18 protein-coding genes and 1 pseudogene are annotated in these 21,685 nt (G+C 67.5%); all 19 read right to left on the bottom strand.

Annotated features, from left to right (window positions below; all coding sequences use genetic code 11):
• Positions 1-71: 71 nt before the first annotated feature.
• The 19 genes and pseudogenes from WIX41_RS00655 to flhB all read right to left on the bottom strand — a co-directional run bounded on the left by WIX41_RS00655 (position 72) and on the right by flhB (position 21,285).
• Positions 72-455 (bottom strand): hypothetical protein, encoded by a 384-nt coding sequence (locus WIX41_RS00655; protein ID WP_339445270.1) that lies wholly within the window; start codon positions 453-455, stop codon positions 72-74.
• A 147-nt stretch (positions 456-602) separates the two neighbouring features.
• Positions 603-1,094, bottom strand: coding sequence for a chemotaxis protein CheW (locus WIX41_RS00650; protein WP_339445269.1), 492 nt, complete (start codon positions 1,092-1,094; stop codon positions 603-605).
• Between the two features lie 449 nt (positions 1,095-1,543).
• Positions 1,544-2,320, bottom strand: coding sequence for a flagellar brake protein (locus tag WIX41_RS00645; RefSeq protein WP_339445268.1), 777 nt, complete (start codon positions 2,318-2,320; stop codon positions 1,544-1,546).
• Between the two features lie 165 nt (positions 2,321-2,485).
• Entirely contained in the window at positions 2,486-4,723 is a 2,238-nt protein-coding gene (locus tag WIX41_RS00640) for a methyl-accepting chemotaxis protein (RefSeq protein WP_339445267.1), read from the bottom strand.
• 644 nt (positions 4,724-5,367) lie between these two features.
• Positions 5,368-7,353, bottom strand: a complete 1,986-nt coding sequence (locus tag WIX41_RS00635) for a chemotaxis protein CheA (protein WP_339445266.1) — start codon at positions 7,351-7,353, stop codon at positions 5,368-5,370.
• A gap of 46 nt (positions 7,354-7,399) precedes the next feature.
• Positions 7,400-7,765: a response regulator gene (locus tag WIX41_RS00630; protein ID WP_038688521.1), complete on the bottom strand. Its 366-nt coding sequence runs from the start codon at positions 7,763-7,765 to the stop codon at positions 7,400-7,402.
• Entirely contained in the window at positions 7,762-8,070 is a 309-nt protein-coding gene (locus WIX41_RS00625) for an STAS domain-containing protein (RefSeq protein WP_339445265.1), read from the bottom strand. Before WIX41_RS00625 ends, WIX41_RS00630 begins: the two co-directional genes overlap by 4 nt.
• Positions 8,071-8,246: 176 nt before the next feature.
• Positions 8,247-9,011 (bottom strand): annotated as a pseudogene (locus tag WIX41_RS00620) (chemotaxis protein CheW); the annotation flags it as partial.
• 101 nt (positions 9,012-9,112) lie between these two features.
• Positions 9,113-9,895, bottom strand: a complete 783-nt coding sequence (locus WIX41_RS00615; RefSeq protein ID WP_339445263.1) for a ParA family protein — start codon at positions 9,893-9,895, stop codon at positions 9,113-9,115.
• Between the two features lie 4 nt (positions 9,896-9,899).
• Complete coding sequence (gene motD, locus WIX41_RS00610; RefSeq protein WP_339445262.1) at positions 9,900-10,892, bottom strand: flagellar motor protein MotD; 993 nt, start codon at positions 10,890-10,892, stop codon at positions 9,900-9,902.
• A gap of 1 nt (position 10,893) precedes the next feature.
• Positions 10,894-11,634 carry a flagellar motor protein gene (locus tag WIX41_RS00605; RefSeq protein ID WP_339445261.1) on the bottom strand — a complete coding sequence of 247 codons (741 nt, stop codon included), beginning with the start codon at positions 11,632-11,634 and terminating at the stop codon, positions 10,894-10,896.
• A 92-nt stretch (positions 11,635-11,726) separates the two neighbouring features.
• A complete protein-coding gene (locus tag WIX41_RS00600; protein ID WP_339445260.1) occupies positions 11,727-13,568 on the bottom strand; it encodes a chemotaxis protein CheA in 1,842 nt (613 codons plus the stop codon).
• A gap of 4 nt (positions 13,569-13,572) precedes the next feature.
• Complete coding sequence (locus WIX41_RS00595) at positions 13,573-14,187, bottom strand: protein phosphatase CheZ (protein ID WP_339445259.1); 615 nt, start codon at positions 14,185-14,187, stop codon at positions 13,573-13,575.
• Positions 14,187-14,579, bottom strand: coding sequence for a chemotaxis response regulator CheY (cheY, locus tag WIX41_RS00590; protein WP_017357461.1), 393 nt, complete (start codon positions 14,577-14,579; stop codon positions 14,187-14,189). The genes WIX41_RS00595 and cheY overlap by 1 nt, the downstream gene beginning before the upstream one ends.
• Positions 14,580-14,595: 16 nt before the next feature.
• Positions 14,596-15,342, bottom strand: a complete 747-nt coding sequence (locus tag WIX41_RS00585) for an RNA polymerase sigma factor FliA (RefSeq protein ID WP_339445258.1) — start codon at positions 15,340-15,342, stop codon at positions 14,596-14,598.
• A complete protein-coding gene (locus WIX41_RS00580; protein WP_339445257.1) occupies positions 15,339-16,226 on the bottom strand; it encodes a MinD/ParA family ATP-binding protein in 888 nt (295 codons plus the stop codon). Before WIX41_RS00580 ends, WIX41_RS00585 begins: the two co-directional genes overlap by 4 nt.
• Positions 16,213-17,904, bottom strand: a complete 1,692-nt coding sequence (locus tag WIX41_RS00575) for an AAA family ATPase (RefSeq protein WP_339445256.1) — start codon at positions 17,902-17,904, stop codon at positions 16,213-16,215. The genes WIX41_RS00580 and WIX41_RS00575 overlap by 14 nt, the downstream gene beginning before the upstream one ends.
• A gap of 151 nt (positions 17,905-18,055) precedes the next feature.
• Positions 18,056-20,158: a flagellar biosynthesis protein FlhA gene (gene flhA, locus WIX41_RS00570; protein WP_339445255.1), complete on the bottom strand. Its 2,103-nt coding sequence runs from the start codon at positions 20,156-20,158 to the stop codon at positions 18,056-18,058.
• Positions 20,155-21,285 (bottom strand): flagellar biosynthesis protein FlhB, encoded by a 1,131-nt coding sequence (gene flhB, locus WIX41_RS00565; RefSeq protein ID WP_339445254.1) that lies wholly within the window; start codon positions 21,283-21,285, stop codon positions 20,155-20,157. The genes flhA and flhB overlap by 4 nt, the downstream gene beginning before the upstream one ends.
• Positions 21,286-21,685: the final 400 nt, after the last annotated feature.

Below are 21,685 nucleotides of genomic sequence, written 5' to 3'. Positions count from 1 at the left end.
ATGCGTCCGGGCGTGGCGCCCGGTTGCAGCGGCCACGCCGGCCTGTGCCGGCGTGGCGGGGCGTGGGGCGATTACTTGATGTTGGCCAGCTTCAGGCCGGCCGGCGAGCTGACTTCGATTTCAGCGCGCGAGGCGTCGCGGGCGATCTTGCCGATCACGCACACGGTCTTGCCTTCGAGGGTTTCGAGCGGGAAGCTGAACTTGCTGCGGTTCTCGCCGGCGATGCGGGCCGAGAAGGTGTGGCGCGGGAAGGCGCCGCCCATGTACAGGAAGGTCGGCTGGCCTTCGGAACCTTCGGCGTAGCGGGCCTTTTCGACCTTGCCGCAGACCATGCCATCCTTGCCGACCGAGCGCGGGGCCAGCTCCGGCGGGATCATTTCAGCCGACTGGGCGAAGGCGGACGAGGCGGACGAGGCGAGGACGGCGACCGAAAGCAATGCGAGCAGGGACTTCATTGGGAGATTCTCCGGGGGATAGGGATAAGTGGTCCGGGGTGGGGCGATGCCACGCAGCCGGTTCCTGAATCCAGCTATCGGCCAGTTGCGACAGAACTGAAGGACTTTGTTGATCGAAAGTCGTTTCGGCCTGTGGCGGTGGCCGGATCAGGCGGCGGCGTCTTCGGCAATGGCCGGCTGGCCCATGTCGGCGCTGTCGAGCAGGGTTTCGATATCGAGCAGGATCAGCATGCGGTCGTCCTGGGTGCCGATGCCGGAAATGAACCGGGTATCGACGGCGGCGCCGAACTCGGGGGTCGGGCGGATCTGGTCGGCGCTGAGCGGGATGACGTCGGACACGCTGTCGACGACGATGCCGACGACGCGGTTGTCGACGTTGAGCACGATCATGACGGTGAAGGCGTCGTAGCGTGCTTCGTCCAGGCGCAGCTTGAGGCGCAGGTCGATGACCGGAACGATGGTGCCGCGCAGGTTGATCACGCCCTTGATGTAATCGGGGGCATCGGGCACGCGGGTGACGGAGTCGTAGCCGCGGATTTCCTGCACCTTGAGGATGTCCACGCCGTAGTGCTCGGCGCCGAGGGTGAAGCTGAGGTACTCGCCACCACTGCTGGCGGCGTTGGGGTTGCTGTCGTTCATGGAAGGAATCCTGGGTCGGGCGTGGCGGTCGGAAAACCGGGGCGTCACGCTGGATATCGGCCTGGGATGCCGCGACTTTAGAGGGTGTCGCGAAAGGCAGCCGGCCAACGGCCGGCGCTACCGGGACCTCGCCGCCATGCGTCCGAAGCCCCGGGTTGATTGATCCCGATCCCAATGGCCCCGCAACGGTTCCTGGCCTTCGGTTGATTGATCCCGATCCCAATCGGCCCGCAACGGTTCCTGGCCTCTGGTTGGTTGATCCCAATCTGTGGACGTTACGTAACAATTCGTAGCCCCGGCCGTTGGCCGGACACCGCGCGCAGCGCGGCCCAAGCATCCGAAGACGGCAAAATGCGGCTCCGGTAACACCTCCGATGTTTAGACCATCCGAAGCCACCCATCCGGCGTTCATGGCGCCGGAACGAAGAGCGTCCGGCCAACGGCCGGGGCTACTCGCCGTTCTTCCGGGCGCTGCGCTGGCGGTCGATGCGGAAGATGTAGCGCTGGATGGCGGTGTCGCCGCCGCGCGGAAGGCCGTCGAAACGCATGCCGATGCGCTTCATTTCGACGCCGCTGGGGAGCTTGACCGCGAGTTGGTTGCAGACGATCAGCGAGATCTGCAGCGGGCCGCTGTCGGGCATGTCCAGGCGGGCGTCGTAACGCTTCTGCATGCTGAAGACGTTGCAGTCTACCGGGACGGTCACGGCCAGGCCGCCGCCACTGATGTCCGCCACGCGCAGGTGCAGGGCTTCGCTGCGGTCTTCATTGATCGGGAACCGCAGGTGCGGGGAGTCGGTAAACGGGGTTTCCAGCCGGTACAGCTCGCGGCGCTGCAGGTGCACCAGTTCGGTGGGGAATGGCACGCGGAAGGCGACGTGGCGGTGGCCGCCGGTGCGTTCGAGGTGGTCCAGGCGGAAGCGGACCATGACCCGGTCCAGCTGCGCGAAGCAGAGCAGGTGGCCGGTGTCTTCGGCGGCGCGGTTGGCCGGTTCGGAGGGGCTGCCGTCAAGCAGCAGCCAGTCCTCGTCTTCGTCCAACTCCAGGATCGCGGTCGGGAACGACTGGTCGCGCCCGCAAAGGTGGGCGTTGATCAGCGAGCGCCGGTCGATCAGGGCCTGCAGCAGCTGACGGATCTGCCGGGGATTGCGGACCAGGTAACGATCTTCCGTGCCATCGTCGTGGACGGCAGGGGCGGTGTCGTTTGGGTCAGGGCTGCCTTCGGACATGGATTCTGCTGCATTGGGCGGGTACCGACATCGTGTGATATCGGGTCTCTGTCCGTTTATCGGCAGGGGTTCACAATAATGTAGGGTGAATGTGCGTAGCGATGCTGCCAAACGGACAACACCCCGCCGGGGTGGGGTGTTGTCGGAGCGACGCGTTGGCGTGGGTCAGAATTCCTGCCAGTCGCCTTCGCCGGCCGGCGCCGGTTCGCGCACCGCGGTTCGGCGGGCGGGAGTGGACGGGGCGCGCGGGCGGGCCGGGGCGGCGTGGCGGGCTGCGGGTGCGGCGGCAGTCACGACCGGAGCAGTCTGGCCTTCCAGCTTGAACAGCGACACCGCGTCGGTGAGGTGGCCGGCCTGTTCTTCCATCGAGCGGGCGGCGGCGGTGGCTTCTTCGACCAGTGCCGCGTTCTGCTGGGTGGTCTCGTCCATCTGCATCACGGTCTGGTTGACCTGCTCGATGCCGGCGGACTGCTCCTGCGAGGCGGCCGAAATTTCGGCCATGATGTCGGTCACGCGCTGCACCGACGCAACGATTTCGCCCATGGTGGCGCCGGCCTGGTTGACCAGGGCCGAGCCCTCGGCGACCTTGCCGACCGATTCGTCGATCAGGCCCTTGATCTCCTTGGCCGCACTGGCCGAGCGCTGGGCCAGCGTGCGCACTTCGGAGGCGACCACGGCGAAGCCGCGGCCCTGTTCGCCGGCACGCGCCGCTTCCACGGCCGCGTTCAGGGCCAGGATGTTGGTCTGGAAAGCGATGCCGTCGATGACGGTGATGATGTCGGCAATGCGGCGCGAGGAGGCGTCGATCTCGAGCATGGTGCTGACCACCCGGCCGACCACTTCACCGCCCTGTGAAGCAACGCTGTGCGCGCCGATGGCGAGCTGGTTGGCCTGGCGGGCATGCTCGGCGTTCTGGCGCACGGTGGAGGTGAGTTCCTCCATCGAGGCGGCGGTTTCTTCCAGGTTGGCGGCTTGCTGTTCGGTGCGGCGCGACAGGTCGTTGTTGCCAGACGCGATCTCACCGGCGGCGGTGCTGATGCTGCCCGAGGCGTGCTGGATGCGGCTGACGATCTGGGTCAGCTGGGCCACAGTGGTGTTGGCATCATCGCGCATGCTGGCGAACACGCCGTGGAATTGGCCCTGCATGCGCGCGGTGAGGTCGCCGCTGGCAATGGCCTGCAGCAGGTGCGACAGCTGCGACAGGTTGCCGTCGGCCACTTCCATCATGGTGTTGAGGTGCTCGATCATGACCCGGAAGTCGTGGTCGAAGCACAGCGCATCGCCGCGCTGGCTGAAATCGCCGGCCGCCGCGGCCTGGGCCAGGGTCTGGATCTGGGTGTTGATCGCCAGCAGGCTGGCCTTGGCCGCGTCCATCGATTCGTGCAGGATCGCGCGGGTGCCGGGCAGGCGGCGCGCGTTCTGCGACAGGTCGCCGGCCGCGTACTGGTTGAGCACGTTGATGGCATCCTTGATCGAATCGAGGTGCTCGAAGATCACGGTGTTCACGCCCACGGCAAGTTGGCCATACACGCCCGGGAAGTCTTCCGGAATGCGGTGGCTGATGTCCGGGCCGGCGTGCATTTCGACCATCTGCTGGGTGTCGCTGGAGAAGCGGCGCAGCATCAGGGTCATGTCGCGGGTGGCGGCCAGCATGCGCCCGGCTTCATCGGCGGTGGTGCTGGCGGCGATGGTCACCGACAGATCGCCGCGCGCCACTGACTGGATGGCGTGCATGGCGTGCCGGATCGGGCCGGTGATGGCGCGTGCGATCAGCACGCCCATCGCCACCGCCAGCAAGGTCAGCAGCGACACGGTGATGATGATCGCCACCACGCTGGTGCGGTGGGTGGCGTTGGCGTCGGCGATCTTGGCCTGCATCAGGCTGCTGCTGACGGCGCCAAGTTCCTTGAGGTCCTCGAACATCTTGCGGCGTGCCGGGCGCGACTTCTCGTCGGAGACCTGCTGGGCCAGCACGCCGTCGGCGGCGGCGATTGCCGCACGCATCTCGGCATTGGCGGCGAAATACACCTCCAGGTCTGCGGCCACTTTTCGGTACAGCACTTTTTCCTGGTCGGCGGCGGGTAAGGCAGCGTAGGCGTTCATCTCGTCGCGTACGATCCCGGCCGTGGCGTCCATGCGCTTGTTGTAGTCGGCCACCTTGTCGGGCTGGTCCAGCATGGTGAGCTGGGCCAACTCGAAGGTGCGGAATTCGCCCAGCTGCGCGCGTACTTCGCCCAGGTGCTGTACCGACGGAATGTCGTTGCCCGCCATTTCGGCGAGCTCGGCATTGAGGCTGTTGAGGCGCACCAGGGCGAACACGCCCAGCGCGACCGTCATCAGGGTGGTGAGGGCAAACCCGACCGCGAGTTTGCGGGCGATGGGCAGATCGTGGAACCACTTCATGCTGGAAACTCCGGGCGGGACGGGGGCGCGCAGCGATGGGCTGCTGGGCGAAGGTCGAAAGCAGCGAGGCGATGGGGCGTCAGGCAGGCAATGAACGTGTCATCGCTATTGCGGATAACGGCGGCGCGCGGTGGTTTCTTGAGTGTTGGATGTCACATTTTTTCGCGGTCCCAGGTATGGCGCGGTTTGCGGCCGATGGTTGCGAAAGCAGGCAACACCAACGGTTTTGCCATCCGGTAGCGAATGGGCCATCGATACACGGCCGTATTCCCCCCGACCGACATCACGGTTTTCCATCAGGCGTTCATGGCGCCGGGACGAAGAGCATCCGGCCAACGGCCGGGGCTACCGGGATGCCGGCCAACGGTTGATTGATCCTGATCCCAATGGGCCCGTAAAAATTCGTAGCCCCGGCCGTTGGCCGGACGCGACCCTGCATCACACCGCGCGCTGCGCGGCACAAGCATCCGAAACCGCGATACCCAACGGTCGGGACGACCCATCCGGCGTTTACACCCACCGAAGCCGCCCGTCAGGCATTCATGACCCTGGAGAAGCGCATCCGGCCAACGGCCGGGGCTACCGTAAATAAAAAACGCCCCCGCGTTTGGGCGGGGGCGTTTTCCAGTGTACGCGCGCGTCGCTCAGGCCGCCTGCGGTACCCGCAGCGAACGCACCAGCCCACCAATGTCCACGATCAATGCAACACGCCCATCACCCAGGATGGTCGCACCGGACACCCCACCAATACGCCGGTAGTTGTTCTCGATGTTCTTCACCACCACCTGCTGCTGCCCCACCAGCTCGTCCACTTCCAGCGCGATCTTCTGCCCATCGCCTTCCACCACCACCACCAGCGAATCATCATGGGTGCGGCGGCCAAAGCCGTAGTATTCGCTCAGCGACAGGATCGGCAGGTACTCGCCCCGCACGCGCAGCACGCGGCCTTCGCCGGCCATCGAACGCACGTCTTCGGCCTTGGGCTGCAGCGCTTCCAGCACATAGGCCAGCGGCAGGATCACGGTTTCGCCAGCGACCGAAACGGTCATGCCGTCCAGGATGGCCAGGGTCAGCGGCAAGCGGATCAGCACGCGGGTGCCATTGCCGGCCTTGCTTTCCAGTTGCACTTCGCCACCCAGCGCCTGGATGTTGCGGCGGACCACGTCCATGCCCACGCCACGACCGGACAGATCCGTGACGGCATCGGCGGTGGAGAAACCGGGCTGGAAGATCAGGTCCCAGACCTGCGCGTCCGTGGGGTTGTCCGGAACGCTCAGGCCGCGTTCCAGTGCCTTGGCCAGGATCTTGTCGCGGTTCAGGCCACGACCGTCGTCGCTGACTTCAATCACGATATGACCACCCTGGTGCGATGCGGCCAGGGTGATGGTGCCGGTTTCGTCCTTGCCGGCGTCGCGGCGGACGTCGGGCATTTCCAGCCCGTGATCGATCGAATTGCGCACCAGGTGGACCAGCGGATCGGCGATCTTTTCGATCAGGCCCTTGTCCAGCTCGGTGCCTTCGCCGATGGTGCGCAGGCGCACGTGCTTGCCCAGGCGCGAGGAGAGGTCGCGCACCAGGCGCGGGAAGCGGCGGAACACCGCATCCACCGGCAGCATGCGCACGCCGATCACCGCTTCCTGCAGGTCGCGGGTGTTGCGTTCGAGCAGGTCCAGGCCGGCGAACAGCTGTTCGGCATGCACCGGGTCCAACGCGTGCGAGACCTGCTTGAGCATGGCCTGGGTGATGACCAGTTCGCCGACCAGGTTGATCAGTGCGTCGACCTTTTCCACAGCGACGCGGATGGAGGTTTCAGCCTCGCTCGTGGTGGTCGCAGGCGCGGCGGCGGCGGTGGGTGCGGTAGCCGGGGCGGCCACGGGTGCAGCAGGCGCGGCGGTAGCCGGGGCGCTGGTAGCCAGGCTGGGCGGCGCGGCCGGACGGATGTCCAGTTCGCAGTCATCCACGACCCAGGCAAACGTGTCTTCGATCTTGCTGCGTGGCACTTTACCGACCAGGCCCAGGTCCCAGGCAAGGTGGGCTTCAAGCGGGTCGAGCTGGTCGAAGCCGGGCAGGCGGTCCAGCCGCGCGGCAACCTGCAGCGAGCCCAGGTGTTCCAGTTCGCGGATGATGCGCAGCGGATCGTTGCCGCTCATGAACAGCGACGGTGCCGGCACGAAACCGATCTGCCACGCTTCAGGGGTGTCATCGGTCCTGGTGGCGGCCGGCGCGGCCGCGGTGGGTGCCTGGCCGGACAGCACCGCTTCCAGGCGCGTCTTGACCGCAGCAACCGCCTGCGGATCGGCCGGCTGGCCGTGTTCGGCTTCGCGCAGCAGGGCGCGCAGCACGTCCACCGAGGACAGCATGGCATCAACGGCAGCCGCTTCGAGTGCACGCTTGCCGGCGCGCAGTTCGTCCAACAGCGTTTCCAGCACGTGAGTCAACGCGGCGATGGCATCGAAGCCGAAGGTGCCGGCGCCGCCCTTGATGGAGTGCGCGGCACGGAACACCGAGTTGATGATTTCCGGATCCTGCTGGCCCGATTCCAGCGCCAGCAGCCCGGCTTCCATCGCGTCCAGGCCCTCGCGGCTTTCCTCGAAGAAGGTGGCGTGGAAGCGTTGCAGGTCCATGCTCATGGCAGTTCGGGTCCGGTTACCAAAGGGGGAGGAAGGCGGGTGGGGATCAGCCCAGGACTTTCTGGACGGTCGCGACCAGCTGTTCCGGGTTGAACGGCTTGACCAGCCAGCCGGTGGCGCCGGCGGCCTTGCCTTCGGACTTCTTGTCGGCGGCCGATTCGGTGGTCAGCATCAGCATCGGGGTGAACTTGTAGTCCGGCAGCTGGCGCAGTTCGCGGATCAGCGAGATGCCGTCCATGTTCGGCATGTTCACGTCCGTCACCACCGCATTGAAGCGTTGGCCCTTGGCCCGGCCCAGTGCGACGGCGCCGTCTTCGGCTTCCTCGACGGAGAAACCGGCCGAGGTGAGGGCGAAAGAGACCATCTGGCGCATCGACGCCGAATCGTCCACCACCAAGATACGTGCGCTCATGCCGCGTTCTCCACAGATTTCAGGTTGTCATGGGTTGCGTCCAGGCCCAGGGCCTGGGTGACACCGAGCAGGCGCGCGGCATCGTGGAAGGTGGCCGTGCAGCCGTCGAACGCGGTCGGGTGACCGGCCTGGCGGCGGGCCTCGACGAACGCGCACAGGACCTGCACCGACGCGGTATGGATACGGCCCACCTGGCTGGCATCCAGCGTCAGGTCGCCGCCCTGGTCCACCAAGGGGGCCAGGCGTGTTTTGAGCTCGGTGCTGGTCTCGATACCGAGATCATCACCCAAGGCCACAGTGCTCATCGTTGCTCCGGACAAACGGTTCCGATGTCTATAACGGCGCATTTCGCGAAACCTTTAGCATTGTTCGCCAACGGTACCCTCCAGACGGTAGAGCCACGCCCTGCGTGGCTGTGCAGGGCCCGGACAGCGTGCAGCGACGCAGGGCGTGGCTCTACCGTCCGGGGTGTGCAGGGCTGTCAGTTGAGCAGCTGTGTGGCATCCAGCAGGATCATCGGCTGCGCGGTCACCCGCGCCACGCCGCGGAACAGGTCGTTGGAGATCTGGCAGATGCGCGCGGTATCAGGCGGCTCAATCTGCGAATCGGTGAGGTTGGCCACGTCTTCCACGGCCGACACACGCAGGCCCATGGTTTCGCCGTCTTCCTCCAGCACCACGATGCGGGTGTTGGCATCGTCGCGCGCCGGGCCGGTGCCCAGGTGGATGCCCAGGTCCATCACCGGCACCACCTGGCCACGCAGGTTCATGATGCCCAACATGGCCGAGGGGGTGCCGCGCAGCGGCAGCAACGGCACCGGCAGCACTACTTCCTGCACCTTGAGCAGTTCCAGCGCATAGGCCTGTGCGCCACAGCGCAGGCGCAGCCAGCGCGAGGTGCGCTCGCTGGCGCGGCGGTCGCCACGCGGGCTGGAGGCGGGGTTGCGGGCCTGGGCCTGCAGTTCCTGCCAGCTGCTGGGCCGGCCCGACAGCGCGGGTGCGGGTGCGGGGGCTGGCGGCGCCGAGCGCGGAGAAGGCGGTGCCGTCAGTGGTGTCGGTGGTGTCGGCGCAGTTGCGACCGGTGCTGCCACGGGGCCGAGCGCAGGATCATTGAGCAGCTCCTCCAGCAGCGCCAGGGCGGCAGGCGAACCGGGCGACGTTGGTGTATCGAAGGCCGGTGCTGTGGCAGGCACATCCGCGACAGCGACAGTGTCGCCAGCGGCGAACTCCGCGCGGATCGCTTCGGCCACGCCCGTGGCTTCTTCTGTGTCTGCGATGACGACGGTGGCTACGGGCACCGCATCGCCGAGCAGTTCCTCAAGATAGTCGTCGAGTACGCCAATGCTGTTCATGCCGCGCGGTCCATCTGCAGCGCGTCATCGGCCAGGATCCAGTCGAGCGCACGGCGGTATGCGGCCAGACCACGGCCGGGATAATCGTCCGAGGTCGCCGGCACGGTCAGGCTGGCCGCGTTGCAGATGCGGGTGTCGACCGGGATCGCGTCTTCCCACACGCGGTGGCCGTGGCGGTCCTGCATCTGCTTGACGGTTTCGTTGCCGGCACGAGTGCGGCGGTCGAACAGGGTCGGCAGGATCGACATCGGCAACGGACGGCGGCGCGACCGTTCGACCATCTCGCCGGTGCGCACCATGCCATCCAGACCGTGCAGGGCCAGCGGTTCGGCCTGGGTGGGAATGATCAGGCGATCGGCCGCGGCCAGCGCATTGATCATCAGCAGGCCCAGGGTCGGAGCGCAGTCGAGCAGGATGTAATCGTGCTGGTCCTGGTGGCGGGCCATGGCGTGCTGCAGGGCCAGGCCGAGGCCGGGCTGGTTGGCGCTGCGTCGCTCCAGCGTGGCCAGCGCGGCCTGCGCGCAGATGTAGTCCAGGCCGGGCACCTCGCTGTGGCGGGCGAGGCTGCCCAGTTCGGCCGGTGGGGTGGCGAACAGTTCCAGCACGCCTGCGGGCGGCGGATCCAGCGGCACGCCGAAGGCGCGGGTCAGCGAAGAATGCGGATCCAGATCGATCAGCAGCACGCGGTGGCCCAGGGCAGCCAGGCCGCGGCCCAGCGCGAGGGAGGTGGTGGTCTTGCCCACGCCGCCCTTCTGGTTGGCGATTGCCCAGATACGCATCGGCTTACTCCTTCATTGCAGGGGGAACGGCGGCGCCAACGCGGCTGCCGGCCGGCACCGGTGGCAACTGCACCGGGGCGAGGGGGGAAACGGGGGAGGGGGCGGCCGACGCCGGCGCGGCGCCGGTTTCGGCGGTGAGCTGCGGGCCCAGCGGGTCCATGCCCTGCGCGGTGTCGGCCAGGATGATCACCATCACGCGGCGGTTGCGGTTGCGGCCCTGCGCGCTGGTGTTGTCTTCGCGCGGGCGGAACTGGCCGTAGCCGACCATCGCCAGCCGCGCCGGTTGCACGCCCTGGTCGGCGAACAGGTGCACCACGCTGGCTGCACGCGCGGCCGACAATTCCCAGTTGGACGGGAACAACGCGGTGGCGATCGGCACATCGTCGGTATGGCCTTCCACGCGCACGCCATTGGGTGCGTCGTGCAGCACCTGGGCCAGCGAGGCGAGGGTGCTCTTGGCCTGCAGGTCGAGCGTGGCCGAGCCGGTGGTGAACAGGATGTCGCTGTTGATCTCCACTTCGATCCACAGCTCGGTGCGGCGCACGGTGATCATGCCGCGGTCGATCAGCGGCGCCAGCGTGGCGGTGAGGCGGTCGGCAATGGCGGTGAGCTGGCGCTCGGCACGCTGCAACTGCTCCTGGTTGTGCACCGACACCGGCAAGCGCATCTGCGAGGCCATCGCCGGGAGCAGGGTGGGGTCGTTGCTGGGCGAGGGCGCGGACGGGCCAACCCGGTTACCGGCCTTGATCACCGACGGGCTGTCCCAGCCGCCGCCCTGCACCTGCTGGTTGCCGACCTGCACCGGGTTGATGGTGCGCGGGGCGCCACCGAAGGCGGTGGTCAGCGCATCGGCCATGACCCGGTACTTGCCTTCATTGAGCGAGGAAATGGCGTACATCACCACGAAGAAGGCCAGCAGCAGCGTCATGAGGTCGGCGTAGGGAATCGCCCAGGCCTCATGGTTGGCATGCTCTTCGTGGGCTTTGCGGCGGGCCATGTCAGTGCAGGAACCCGGACAGGTTGGTTTCGATGTTGCGCGGGTTCTCGCCCTGGGCGATCGAGATCAGGCCTTCGATGATCATTTCGCGGTCGCGGCTGTTGTGGTGGATCACGCTCTTGAGCTTGGCCGACACCGGCAGGAACAGCAGGTTGGCCGAGGCGATGCCGTAGATGGTGGCGGTGAACGCGGCGGCAATGCCGTGGCCGAGCTTGCTCGGGTCGGCCAGGTTCTTCATCACCGCGATCAGGCCCAGCACCGCGCCGATGATGCCCAGCGTGGGCGCGTAGATGCCCATGCCTTCAAATACCTTGGAGGCAGCCAGGTCCTTGCTTTCCTGGCTGCCCAGTTCGATTTCCATCATGTGCCTGATGGTTTCGGGCTCCACGCCGTCCACCAGCAGCTGCAGGCCCTTGCGCAGGAACGGGTCGTCCTGGGCGTCGACCTGGGCTTCCAGGCCGAGCAGGCCCTGGCGGCGGGCGATGTTGCTCCATTCCACGATCTGGCGGATCAGCTCGGCGCGGTCGCTGCTGGGTGGGCGCACGACCCAGCTGACGATCTTGAAGGCATGCTTGAAGACTGCAGGCGAGGTGTGCAGCAGGATCGCGGCGATGGTGCCGACGATGACGATCAGGAAGGCGGCCGGCGACCAGAGCGAGGCCAGCCCGGCACCCTTGAGGATGCTGCCGCCGACCAGCGAGGCCAGGGCGAGGAAAAGTCCAATGAGGCTGAGTCTGTCCATTTGTCCGGTATCGGCTTGCGGGTGGGGGACTTGAATGTGGGGGCTATCGGCGGTTCAGCCACGCAGGGCGTGGCTCTACCGTTCTCCTGAAATCAATCGTGCTGGGTGCGCAGGCCGTCCACGTCGAGGATCAGCGACATGCGGCCGTCGCCGATCAGGGTGGCGCCGGCATAGCCGCGCAGGCCGCGCAGCGCCTTCGGCAGCGGCTTGATCACCACTTCCTCGCGGCCGCGCACCTGGTCCACCACCAGGCCGAAGCGGGCTTCGCCGGCCTGCAGCACCACGATGGTAAGCAGCGGCGAGAGCGCCGGGTCCACCGCCAGCCAATGGCGCAGGTCCACCAGCGGCAGGGTATGCGACTTGCGGTCGAGCACGGCGCGGCCGTCGAACCAGCCCAGCGAGGTGTTCGGTGCGTGCAGCACTTCCATCACGCGCGCCAGCGGCAGCGCGTAGACGTCCTCTCCGGCCTGTACCAGCAGGGTCGGCAGGATCGCCAGGGTGAGCGGCACGCGGATCATGAAGCGGCTGCCACGGCCCAGTTCGGACTGGATCTGGATCTGGCCGCTGAGCTCGCGGATGCGCGACTGCACCACATCCATGCCGACGCCACGGCCGGAGATGTCGGTGACTTCCTGCTTGGTGGAGAAGCCCGGCAGGAACACCAGGTGCAGGCATTCCTCGCTGGTCAGGCGGGCGGCGGCTTCGGGGTCGATCAGGCCCTTCTCGCGGGCCTTGGCGCGCAGGCGTTCGGGGTCGATGCCGGCACCGTCGTCCTGTACTTCGATGCTGACGTAGTCGCCTTCCTGCTGCGCGGACAGGCGTACGTTGCCGCTGCGGGACTTGCCCTGCGCTTCGCGCAGCTCGGGCATCTCGATGCCGTGGTCGATCGCGTTGCGCACCAGGTGCACCAGCGGGTCGGCCAGCGCTTCGACCAGGTTGCGGTCCAGCTCGGTTTCGGCGCCGATCAGTTCCAGCTCCACTTCCTTCTTCAGGTTGCGGGCGACGTCGCGGGCGACCTTGGGGAAACGCGAGAACACTTTGCCAACCGGCTGCATGCGGGTGCGCATCACCGCCGATTGCAGGCGGGCGGTGGCGATGTCGAGGGTGGAGACGGCGCGGTCCAGTTCTTCGTCGTGCAGGCGTGCGCGCAGGGTCTTGAGCCGGTTGCGCGACAGCACCAGTTCGCCGATCAGGTTGACGATGGCATCCAGGCGCTTGGTATCCACGCGCACGGTGTGTTCGGCTTCTGCCACCGGCTTGTTCGCGGCGGGCTTGGCCGGGGCGGGGGCGGCCGCCGGGTGTGGTGCGGCGGCCGGGGTGGGTGCCGGTGCGCTCGGGGCCTGCGCACCGGGGGCGGCGCCGCCATGCAGCTGGTCGAGCAGCGCTTCGAATTCGTCTTCGCCGATCAGGCCATCGTCGTGTTTTTTCGTGGGCGTCACGGCAGTCGGCGCGGCGCCGCCGTGCAGTGAATCGAGCAGCGCTTCGAACTCATCGTCGGTGATCAGCTCGCCACTGGCCGGCGCCGCAGCGGAGGCCGCCGGGGCGGGCGTGGCCGGACCGTTGACGTCGAACTGCGCGATCAGCTCCGGCGGGGCATAACCCGGCTCGGTGCCGGCAGCCACCGAATCCAGCATCGACTGCAGGTAATCCAGCGATTGCTGGGCGGCGTCGAAGTGGTGGGCCTGCAGCACGGCCTGGCCCGAGCGGGCCATGCCGAGGGTTTCTTCGGCGGCGTGGCACAGCTCGACCATGGCTTGGATGCCCAGGAAGCCGGCACCGCCCTTGAGCGTGTGGAAGCCACGGAACACCGCGTTGAGCTGGTCGCTGTCCTGGGGCGACTGCTCCAGCGACACCAGCTGTTCGCCGAGGCGATCCAGGATTTCCTGGGCCTCGAGGATGAAATCTGCGGCAATGTCGTCTGGAACAGCACTCATGGTTTCAAAGTCCCAAATCGGAAAGCAGATCGTCGGCGTCCACCTGCGACACCTGATGGCGGTCCAGGCCGCTCACCGCGGGCCCGGCCAGGCCGTTGTCGCGCTTGTGCGCGCTTTCTTCCGGCGGCGGCAGGCCGAGTGCGCCGAAGCCTTCATGCACGCGGCGCACGATGCCCACCACGCGGCGGATGATCTGGCCGGTGAGGTCCTGGTAGCTCTGGGTGAGCGCGATCTCGGTCAGGTTGTGGCGGATGCGGTCCAGTTGCTGGTCCTGGTCCGGGCTCAGTCCGTTGGCCCGCAGCTGCTCGGTGAGCGCGCGGCATTCTTCGGCCAGGTCCAGGGTGCGATGGGTGGCCTGTTCGGTCATCGCCACCACGTGGTCCAGGCGCGCGCAGGCATCGTCCAGCTCGCCGGCCTCGCTGGGCACGGTGGGCAGTTCGCCCAGTGCCTGGCCCAGCTCGCGGGCCAGGCGGTTCAGGCCGGCCATCATCGGCTGGGTGCGCAGCGCGGCCAGCGCGTCGATTTCCCGGCGCCAGCCGGCTTCATCGCCGCTTTCCAGCGCGGCCAGGGCATCCTGCAGGCGCTGCACCAGCGCCGATTTGTCGCCAAGGGTTTCCATCAGGCGCTGGCCGCCAGGCGCTCGAAGATCTTGCCGAGCTTCTCTTCCAGGGTCTGGGCGGTGAACGGCTTGATGATGTAGCCGTTCACGCCGGATTGGGCAGCTTCGATGATCTGCTCGCGCTTGGCTTCGGCGGTGACCATCAGCACCGGCAGGGTCTTGAGCTTGGCATCGGCGCGGATCGCCTTGAGCAGGTCGATGCCGGTCATGACCGGCATGTTCCAGTCGGTCACCACGAAATCGAACGGCTGGCTCTGCAGCAGGGCCAGCGCAGCATGCCCGTCCTCGGCTTCGGCCGTATTGGTGAAGCCCAGATCGCCCAGCAGGTTCTTGACGATACGACGCATGGTCGAGAAGTCGTCGACGATCAGGATACGCATGTTCTTGTTCAAAGCACTTTCCTCGCTATCAAGTGTTCTCGAGGCCGGCGTCGGCCGCCTCGAAGATCTTCAGTCGGCCACGCAGGCGCAGCACTGCCTGGCCATGGATCTGGCACACGCGCGATTCGCTGACGCCGAGCACCGCGCCGATCTCTTTCAGGTTCAGTTCCTGCTCGTAGTACAGCGACAGCACCAGCTGTTCGCGCTCGGGCAGCAGGCCGATCGCGTTGCCCAGTTCGCGGCCGAACTCACCGCGCTCCAGCACCTGCTGCGGGGTCGGGCCACCCTGGGCAACGGTATCCAGTTCGCCCTGGTCTTCGATCCGCGATTCCAGGCTCAGCACCTGCCCGCGTGCGGCGTCTTCCATCAGGCGCAGGTAGTCGGGCAGCGGCATGTCCATCGCGGCGGCCACTTCGCTGGCGCTGGCCGCGCGGCCGGTGCTCTGCTCCAGCCGCCGGATGGTGGAGGCAGCGTCGCGGGCACGGCGGTGCACCGAGCGCGGCACCCAGTCGCCCCGGCGGATCTCGTCGATCATCGAGCCGCGGATGCGGATGGAGGCATAGGTTTCAAACGAGGCGCCCTGGTCGGCATCGTAGCTGCGCGAGGCTTCGATCAGGCCCATCATGCCGGCCTGGATCAGGTCGTCCACTTCAACGCTGGCCGGCAGGCGCGCGGCCAGGTGGTGGGCGATGCGCCGGACCAGGTCCGAGTGCTGGGCAATGCACTCGTTGGCAGCGGCGCGCTGCACCTCTTTGTATTGTGCGGCGCCTTTCATGCGGTCACCCCGCGTTGCTTGAGGATGCGTTCCAGGAAGAATTCAACGCCGCCGCGGGGCTCGGTCGGGGCCTGCCAGCGCGCGGTGCGGCGGGCGATCTCGGCGATCGCCTGCGCGGCCGGGCTGGACGGGTAGGCCTTCACCACCGGCTGCTGGCGCTGCACCGACAGGCGCAGCCAGTCGTCCTGCGGTACGCAGCCCAGGTAGTTCAGGGACACGTCGGCCAGGAACTTGTCGCAGACCCGGCTCAGCTTTTCGTACAGCACGCGGCCTTCATTCGGGTCGCGCACCATGTTGGCCACCACCTGGATGCGGTCCACGCCGCGTTCGCGCGAGAGCACCTTGATCAGGGCGTAGGCGTCGGTGATCGAGGCCGGCTCGTCGCAGACCACCACCACGGTGTCCTGGGCGGCCTGGCAGAAGGTCAGCACGCCGTCGGTGATGCCGGCGGCGGTGTCGACCACCATGAAGTCCAGCTCGCGCTCCAGTTCGGAGAACACGTTGACCAGGCCTACGTGTTCGGCCGGCTGCAGTTCGGCCATGTGGCGGCGGCCGGACGCGGCCGGTACCACCAGCACGCCGCCGGGGCCTTCCAGGATCACTTCATCCAGCGCGCAGCGCCCGGCGACCAGGTCGGCCAGGGTCAGCTTGGGCTGCAGGCCCAGGATCACATCGATGTTGGCCAGGCCCAGGTCGGCGTCCAGCAGCAGCGTGCGCTTGCCCATGTCGGCCAGCGCCACGGCCAGGTTGGCCGACACGTTGGTCTTGCCCACACCGCCCTTGCCGCCGGTGACGGCGATGGTGCGGACCGGGCCCAGTGGCTGGGGGCGGGTGGCCGACAACGGGAAGGTCCTGGTCAGGTTTTCGTACTCACGCGACGGCATGGTTCAACTCCGGGTTGCAGGGCATATCGGCCGCGCGGCGCAAATCTTCAAGGCGAAGTACAAGATTGGCTGCACTGGCCCGGTGCAGGTCTTCGGGAACATCCTGGCCATCGGTGACCCAGGTGATCGGCAGGTGGTGGCCGACGGCCACCGACAGGGCGGTGCCGAAGCGGCCGGTCTCGTCCAGTTTGCTCAGCACCACGCCCTGCGGGTTGGCGGCGCTGAAGCGGCGGACCACTTCGTCCATGTCGCCGAAGCTGGTGTTGGCCGGCAGCACCAGCAGGGTGCGGATCTGCGGCGCGGCGCGCAGCCACTGCAGCTGGGCGGCCAGGGCGCGATCGCGCGGGCCCAGCCCGGCGGTGTCGATCAGCACCAGCTTGTAGTCCTTCAGGCGCTCCAGCAGCTGGGTCAGGTCGCTGCCGCTGCTGGCTTCGTGCACGGCAATGCCAAGTTGGCGGCCGAAGCCGTACAGCTGTTCGCGGGCGCCGATGCGGCCGGTGTCGGTGGTGACCAGGGCTACGTCGCGGGCGGCGTGGGCCTCGGCGAAGCGGGAGGCCAGCTTGGCGATGGTGGTGGTCTTGCCGGCACCGGTGGGGCCGACCAGGGCGATCACACCGCCTGCTTCGAGCGGGTCGATCGGGGCGATCGGCAGCTTCCTGGACAGCAGGCCCAGCATCAGCCCGCGGCCACGGTGGGCTTCGGTGTCCAGCGGGATCTGCAGGGCGACATCGCGGCAGATGCCGGCGTCGAAGCCGTATTCGTCCATCAGGTCCAGCGCGGCGGCGCGCACCGCCGAGCCGCGCAGGCGCTCGTCGGTGAAGCGGTTCATTTCGCGCTCGATGACGGTGCGCATGCCGGCCACTTCATGGCGCAGCTGGCGCAGCTCTTCATCGTCGCGGACCAGGGTCACCGGTGCGACGGCGACCGGTGCCACGGCGGCAATCAGCTCAGCCGGAGGCGACGGTTCGTTGGCGGCCTGCAGCGACGGCACGACCGGCACGGTGTCCCACAGCGGCGCCACCGGTGCTTCCGTCGGTGCGCGCTGCATCTGCTGGGCTGGCATCTGCGGCAGCTGCGGCGGCACGCTGGTGCGGCAGGCCGGGGCATGCATCTCCAACAGCGGTGCCTCGTCCAGCGGCGGGTCGATGATGAAGCGGGCGCGGTTGGCCGGTGCAGCGGCGGCACGTTCGGCGGCGGCCGCCTGCTCGACGTTGAACGGCGCGAAGACATGTTCCGGCAGGGCATGTGCCGGCGGCACGTTGGCACGCGCCAGGGTGGCGGCAAAGCCGGCGCTGCCCGGCGGCGGCACGATTTCGTTGGCGCTGTCCAGGGTGCGACCCGTCGCGCCGACCGCGGCGCGGGCAAGTGCGGCCACCGCCGAGGTGGTAGCGGCCACCGGTTCCGGCGCGGTGGCCGGCGCCTTGCGGCGGGTGACCGCGGCGATCACCGCATCGGCGGCGTTGCGCGGGCGCGGGGCCGGCGGCGGCGGGGCCACGTCCTTGCGCGCCGCTTCCAGCGCACGCTGCACCGCGCCTTCGTCATAGTTGGCGGCGGCCACGATTTCCACGCCTTCCTCGATCCGGCGATTGGACAGGATCACGGCATCCGGACCGTGTTCCTTGCGCACCAGGTTCATGGCCGAGCGCATATCGGGAGCGACGAAGCGTTTGATTTTCATGCTGTGGTACCGGGACTGGGGCGGCTGGGCGGTGGAAGGGAAGCGCTGGTTGTCGGTGGTCTGCACGGTCCGGGGTTCCCTTCTTGTCCTGCTGCGGTGATGGCGAAATGGGGGTGTCTGTTTTCTGACGCGTTGCTGTCGGAGTTCCGGCTCAGCTGATCGTGCCGACCAGCTTCAAGCGTTTGTCCTCGGGTACCTCGCTGTAGGCCAGCACGGACAGCGACGGAACGCTGTGGCGTACCAGCCGTGCCAGCGCGGCACGTACCGGGCCGGGCACCAACACCACCGCGGGCTCGTTCTTCGCTTCCTGCTTGCCGACACATTCGGCCAGGCTCTGGTGCAGTCGCTCGGCGAGTCCGGGTTCCAGCGCGGCGCCGTTGCCCTGTGTGGACTCCTGCAAGACGCGTTCCAGTTGCGGGTTGAGGGTGAATACCGGCAGCTCCGCCGACATGCCGGCGATCTCCTGCACGATGAAACGTCCCAGCGCGTTGCGCACGGCGGCGGTGAGCACGCCCGGGTCCTGGCTCATCGGCGCGTTCTCGACCAGCGATTCGGCGATCTTGCGCAGCTGGCGTACCGGGATGCGTTCGATCAGCAGGTTCTGCAGCACGCGAACCACCACCGACAGCGGCAGCGCCTTGGGGGTGAGGTCTTCGACCAGCTTGGGCGCGCTCTTGGCCAGGTTGGCCAGCAGCTGCTGCACTTCTTCGTGCCCAAGCAGCTCCGGCGCGTGTTCGCGGATCAGGTGCGACAGGTGGGTGGCGACCACGGTGGCCGGGTCGACCACGGTGTAGCCCATCGATTCGGCGTGGGCGCGCTGGTGTGGCTGGATCCAGGTGGCATCCAGGCCGAACGCGGGGTCCTTGCCGGCGATGCCTTCCAGCGCACCGAGCGCGCTGCCCGGGTCCAGCGCCAGTTCGCGGTCGGGGTGGATCTCGGCGGTGGCCACCGGCACGCCGTGGATCAGCAGGCGGTAGGCGCTGGCACCCAGTTCCAGGTTGTCGCGGATGTGTACCGAGGGAATCAGGAAGCCGATGTCGTGGGTGAGCTTGCGGCGCACGCCCTTGATCCGCGCCATCAGTTCGCCGCCCTGGTTCTTGTCCACCAGTGGAATCAAGCGGTAGCCCACTTCCAGACCCAGCGGATCGACCGGGCGCAGTTCGTCCCAGGTCAGTTCGGCGGTGGGCGAGGGCGTGGCACCGGACAGGCCGAGCGCATTGGTCGGGCCGGCGGCCGGCGCGGCAGCAGCGCGTTCGGCGGCCACGCTCTTCTTCCAGATTTTCCAGGCGATGAAGCCGAGGATGGCAGCCAGCGTCAAGAAGGCGACGTTGGGCATGCCCGGCACCAGGCCGACCAGGCCCAGGATCGCCGCGGCGATGGTCAGTGCGCGGTGCTGGCCGAACACCTGGCCCATCATGGCCTGGGCCATGTCCTGCGAGCGCGAGGCGCGGGTGACCAGCATGGCCACCGCCGACGAGACCAGCAGCGCCGGCAGCTGCGCCACCAGGCCGTCACCGATCGACAGCAGCGTATAGGTCGCTGCCGCTTCGCCGAACGGCATGCCGTGCTGGAGCACGCCCACCGCCAGGCCGCCGATCATGTTGATGAACAGGATGAGGATGCCGGCGATGGCATCGCCGCGGATGAATTTGCTGGCACCGTCCATCGCACCGTAGAAGTCGGCTTCCTCGCGGACTTCTTCGCGGCGCAGCTTGGCTTCCTCGCGCGTCAGCAAACCGGCGTTGAGGTCGGCATCGATCGCCATCTGCTTGCCGGGCATGGCGTCCAGGATGAAGCGCGCGGTCACTTCGGACACGCGGCCGGCACCCTTGGTGATCACCACGAAGTTGATGATGGTCAGGATCGCGAAGACCACGATGCCCACCGCGTAATTGCCGCCGATGACGAATTCGCCGAAGGCAGCGATCACCTTGCCGGCTGCTTCGTGGCCGTTCTGGCCATTGAGCAGGATCACGCGGGTGGAGGCCACGTTCAGCGCCAGCCGCAGCATGGTGGTGATCAGCAGCACGATCGGGAAGATGGTGAAGTCCAGCGGGCGCTTCACGTAGACGACCGCCAGCAGCACCATCAGCGAGATGGCGATGTTGAAGGTGAACAGCGCGTCCAGCACCGGGGCGGCCAGCGGCACCACCACCATGGCCAGCAGGGCCAGCACGATCAGCGGGGCGCCCAGGCCCTGGCGGATCATGTCCAGGGCACGGCGGGTGTTCATGCCGGCGGGCTGGGCGCTCATGGGCGGCCTCCCTTGCCGAACTCATCCACGTCGATGCTGGGCGTGGCCGGCATCGGCCCACCCCGCCAGGTACGCAGCTGGTAGACGTAGGACAGCACCTGGGCAACGGCCGAATACAGTCTCACGGGAATTTCCTTTCCAAGTTGACCTTCCCGATACAAGGCGCGTGCCAAAGGCGGGGCCGAGACGATGGCGACCTTGTTGCCGTCGGCTACCTGGCGGATGCGCAGGGCGGTTTCGTCCACGCCCAGGGCCACCACGGTGGGGGCGCCCATCCTGCCGCCGTCGTACTTGAGGGCCACCGCGTAATGGGTGGGGTTGACCACCACCACGTCGGCGGTGGGTACCGCTTCCATCATCCGGCGGTTGGACATCTGCTGCTGCAGCTGGCGGATGCGGCCCTTCACTTCGGGGCTGCCCTCGCTTTCCTTCATTTCCCGGCGCAGTTCCTCACGGGTCATCTTCAGTTTGCGCATCCAGTTCCAGCGCTGGTACGGGGCATCGATGGCGGCCAGCAGCATCATGGCGCCGCCGGTGGCCAGCATGAGCTTCAGGGTGAAGCCGAGGCCATTGACCATGGCCGCTTCCAATGGCTGGTGGATCAGGTCGCGCAGCGGGCGGATGCCGTGCCACACCACCAGCCCGGCGGCGGTGCCGACGAAGACGATGCGCAGCAGGGACTTGGTGAACTCGGCGATGGCCTCGGCGCCGTACAGGCGCTTCATGCCGGCCAGAGGGCTGAGCCGGCTGAACTGCGGCATCAGCGATTTGTTCGACCAGCGCAGCCCGCCCATGACCACCGGCGCCAGGAAACTGGCCAGCAGGCAGACCAGCAGCAGCGGCCAGAGCGCCAGCATCAGCTGCAGGAACAGGTGGCCGAAGTGGTTGAACAACCCCAACGGTTCGAAGCGCAGGCCCGGTTCCGGGGTGAGGGCCAGCTTCATCCAGTCCTTGGCGCTGTTGGCCATGCCACCGGAAAACGCCATCAGTGCCAGCACTGCAGCACCGAACACGGCGGCGGTGGCCAGCTCGCGAGAGCGCGGGATGTTGCCCTGCTCGCGGGCGTCGCGCAGGCGCTTTTCGGTCGGCTGTTCGGTCTTTTCGCCGGCTTGTTCGTTTTCGGACATCGGGAGCAGGGCACCGCAGGGATTACCCCGGGCGATGCAAGAACCGTTCCGATACCGGCAGCCGGGTCGAATGATCCAGATCCCGATGGGCCGTGCCAATTCGTAGCCCGCGCCGCGCGTGGGGTCATTCGATGCGTGGGCCGGCCAACGGCCGGCGCTACCGAATGTGTCCGGCGCCCATGGTTGATTGATCCAGATCCCAATGGGCCCATAACAATTCGTAGCCCCGAAGAGAACGGCAGGAGCCGTTCTCAACATCGCGCAGCGATGGCCCGAAGGGTGCCCGCCAGGGACGGCGGGCATAAGAGAACGGCAGGAGCCGTTCTCAACATCGCGCAGCGATGGCCCGAAGGGTGCCCGCCAGGACGGCGGGCATAACGTTGGCCGGACACCGCGCGCA

The sequence above is a fragment of the Stenotrophomonas sp. AB1(2024) genome, from assembly GCF_037482345.1.
In the GTDB taxonomy this organism is placed as follows: Bacteria; Pseudomonadota; Gammaproteobacteria; order Xanthomonadales; family Xanthomonadaceae; genus Stenotrophomonas.
Note: the sequence above shows the minus strand (reverse complement) of the source record. Positions and strands in the feature narration are given on the sequence as shown.